Here is a 3,481-nt window from a genome sequence, read left to right on the forward strand (position 1 = left end):
CGATCTAGCGGATGGCGCAGCCAGGCCCGGCGGAACTCGTGCCGGCGGCGCGCGAGCGGCTCGGGCATGGGGACCAGGCGCACCTCGGCGTCGCCGAGCCGCCAGCTCTGCGGCTGGCCCACCGGCGCGCGGCCGAGCAGCACGACGTCCCAGCCGGCCTCGGCGGCGGAGCGCGCCGCCTTCTGCACCCGGGAGTCCCCGATGACCCCGTTGTCCACCAGCATGACGACCCGTCCCCGGGTGGTCGCCGCTGCGGTCGTGCCGTCAGATCCCATTCCTGCCCGTTTCGTCGTCGCCAGCACCGCGCCCGCGGACCCGAGCGAGTCTACGACAACGGCTTCGGCCGGAACGCCCGCCCGCGTCGGCGGTCCGCGACCCGGCGCGCCGATTGCTACCCTCCTTCCTGTTCAACGACCGGTGGCCGCTGCGGGTCGTCTGCCGGGTCCCCGGCCACGTCGCGCGTGCCCTCCGGATCGTCCCAGCTCAGCGCGGACGGGATCGCACAATGGACGTGGTGACGACCGAGGAACCGAGCCGGCCGGCGCCGGCACCGGCGACGGTGCCGGCGGATTCCGACCCGCCCCGCCCGGACCGGCTCCGGTGGTTGCGGGTTGCGGTCCGCGACGCCCTGCCGGCCCTCGCCGTCTACCTCCTGATCCGAGCCGTCGGTGTGCTGGCCGTCTACGTGTGGGCCCGCGCGTCGGGCGTGTCGCCGGTGCAGCGGCTCACCCGGTCGGACGCGACCTACTACCTGTCGATCGCGCAGCACGGCTACGACGGGTACGCACGTGTGCAGAGCGACATGGCCTTCTTCCCGCTCTACCCCGGCCTGGTCGGGCTGGTGGAGCGGCTCTCCCCGCTCACCGCGCGTGGCGCCGGGCTGGTCGTGGCCGGGCTGGCCGGGCTGGCCGCCGCCTGGGCGCTGTACGCGATCGGGTCGTACCTGTACGACCGGCGCACCGGGGTGGTCCTCGCCGCGCTCTGGGCGGCGCTGCCGCACGCCGTGGTGGAGTCGATGGCCTACAGCGAGACGCTCTTCACCGCGCTGGCCGCCTGGACGCTCTACGCGCTGCTGCGCCGCCACTGGCTCACCGCGGGCGTGCTCTGCCTGTTCGCCGGCCTGACCCGGCCGACCGCCTCGTCGCTGATCCCGGTGGTCGGGCTGGCCGCGCTGATCGCGGTCGTCCGACGCCGCGACGGCTGGCGGCCCTGGGTCGCCATGCTGCTCGCCCCGGCCGGCTGGCTCGGCTACCTGGCCTGGGTCGGCGTCCAGACCGGGCGGCCGGACGGCTGGTTCCACATCCAGTCCGCCGGCTGGCGCAGCCACTTCGACTTCGGCGTCTACACGTTCCAGCGGGCGCGGGAGGTGCTGGCGGAGCCGGCCGCGCCGCAGATGCTGGTGGTGAGCGTGGTGCTGGTGCTGTCGCTGATGTTCCTGGTGCTGGGCGTGCTGGACCGGCAGCCCTGGCAACTGCTGCTGTTCAGCGGGCTGATGCTTGTCACCACGCTGGGCGCGGCGGGCTACTACCGCTCCAAGGCCCGGTTCCTGCTGCCGGCGTTCGCGCTGCTGCTGCCGGCGGCGGTCGGGCTGGCCCGGGCCGGTCGGGCCCGGGCCGTCACCGTGCTGGTGGCGCTGACCGCCTTCTCCACCTACTTCGGCGGCTACCTGCTGCTGATCTGGACCCGATCGCCGTGACGCTCAGCGGGTGAGCGGGCGCACGTCCCACAGCCACACGTCGGCCACCCGCTGCCCCGGCCCGTAGAGCGCGTCCAGCACCACCTTGAGGTCGTCGTGGCGGCGGGCGCGGTCCGGCAGCGCCACCGCGTCGGCCTTCCAGTGCCGCACGTCGGCGCGGGCCTGCTCGACCTCGGCCGGGCCGACCGCGGTGTCCCGCTGGCCGCGCGACACGGCGGTGAGCAGCTTCGCGGTCGGCTGCGGCTCGACGCCCCAGCGGCCGGTGGCGTCGGTCTTGGAGACCGGCGCGAGGAAGTAGCCCTCCGGCACGGCGAAGCCGGCCAGCGCGGCGGAACTCCAGTACAGCGACGTCATGCCGTCGACCGGAACCGGCACCAGGGTGCGGCCGGGCGCGACGTGGTCCTTCCAGACGCCGGCGGTGACGAAGTCCGGCACCGGGTTGCGCCCCCGCGCCTCCAGCGGCGTGGGCAGGATCGGCAGCAGCGCCGCGAGCAGGGCGACCGCGGCCAGCCGGGGCACCAGTCGGCTCTGCCCGGCCTCGCCCAGCCGCAGCCGGGCCACCCGGTCCCCGGCCACCGCGAACAGCACGCCGAGCGCCACCGTGGTGATCAGCGCGAACCGGGAGACCACCACCGAGTCGAACACCGGCAGCTCGGAGACCAGGGCGAACGGCGCCGGCACGTCGGTGCGGCGGGTGCCCACGGTCCAGGTGGTGCCGATCGAGAAGACCGCCGAGATCGCGGCCACCACGGCGAGCACCCGGACCACGATCTCGCGGCGCAGCCACCAGGCGGCGCCCAGCGCGAGGACCACCACCGACCAGCCGTAGAAGCTGGCCTGCTCGGTGGTGTTCGGGCCCCAGCGCAGGGCGCTGGTGGGGCTGCCGGCGACCGACTCGGTGGCGTAGCGCACGAACGAGCCGACGGTGAGCGCGTAGACGTCCGGGTTGCCCGGGTGACCGATGCGGTGCTGCGGCCCGGCGAACTGCATCCACAGCGGGTACGCCGCCGCGGCGCCCACCAGGACGCCGGTCACGGCGAGCCCGCCGAGCAGCGGGCGGGCCCGGCGCAGCGCCTCACGCGGCCGGAAGATCACGTAGCCGACGACAAGCATGAGGCAGCCGAGCGCGGCCAGGAAGAGGATCTCCAGGCTGACGAAGAACTGCGCCACCACCAGAGCGCCGAGCACCAGCCCGTTGCGCAGCGGCCGGCCGTCGCGGGCCAGCGCGACCACCCGCCAGACGATGAACGGCACCAGCCACTGGGCGGTGATGTGCGGGTGCCCGTTGCTGTGCGAGACCAGCGCGGGCGCGAACGCGCAGAACAGGCCGCCGGCGAAGGCCGCCACCCGGGAGGTGACCAGGTGCCGGGACAACACGTGGTACCAGGCGTAGCCGGTGCCGGCCAGGTTGAGCGTGATGAACAGCAGGTAGGAGAAGGACGCGCCGAACAGCAGGGTCACCGGCGACAGCACGAGCCCGGGCAGCTGCATGCCGACGTTGGTCATCAGGTTCACGCCGTCGGGGGCGTTCTGCAGCGTGGTGAAGAACGGGTTCTCCAGGTGGCTCACGGCGTGCGCGGCGTAGGCCAGCATCCACTCGTTGAAGCCCTGGTCGTTCGGGCGGCTGCCGAGCAGCCGGCCGTCGTGGTCCAGCCACCCGCGCCCGGTCACCCAGAACGCGCCGGCCAGGAAGATCGCCGCGACCAGCAGGTCCGGCCGCCGCCGGCGCCACCGTCCCCCGGCGTCGTCGGGCCGGTCGGCCGGCTCGGGCGTCGACGTCGGCCG

The 3,481-nt window shown here is 74.5% G+C and carries 2 protein-coding genes and 1 pseudogene; 1 reads left to right on the forward strand and 2 read right to left on the reverse strand.

The window, feature by feature from the left end:
- Positions 1–224: pseudogene (locus HUW36_RS28380) on the reverse strand (glycosyl transferase family 1); the annotation flags it as partial.
- A gap of 281 nt (positions 225–505) precedes the next feature.
- On the opposite strand from HUW36_RS28380, the gene HUW36_RS28385 reads away from it, so the two are divergent.
- Positions 506–1,696, forward strand: coding sequence for a glycosyltransferase family 39 protein (locus tag HUW36_RS28385; protein ID WP_174530933.1), 1,191 nt, complete (start codon positions 506–508; stop codon positions 1,694–1,696).
- Positions 1,697–1,699: 3 nt separating this feature from the next.
- On the opposite strand, the gene HUW36_RS28390 is transcribed toward HUW36_RS28385, so the two are convergent.
- The coding region (locus tag HUW36_RS28390) for a DUF6311 domain-containing protein (protein ID WP_174530934.1) at positions 1,700–3,481 on the reverse strand (1,782 nt) is incomplete at its 5' end.

Origin of the sequence: Micromonospora maritima, from assembly GCF_902825405.1 — a bacterium.
GTDB lineage: Bacteria > Actinomycetota > Actinomycetes > Mycobacteriales > Micromonosporaceae > Micromonospora > Micromonospora maritima.

What these genes read in the sequence shown, in the direction of transcription:
- HUW36_RS28385 (WP_174530933.1), top strand. Translation starts at nt 506, where the DNA reads ATGGACGTGGTGACGACCGAGGAACCGAGCCGGCCGGCGCCGGCACCG.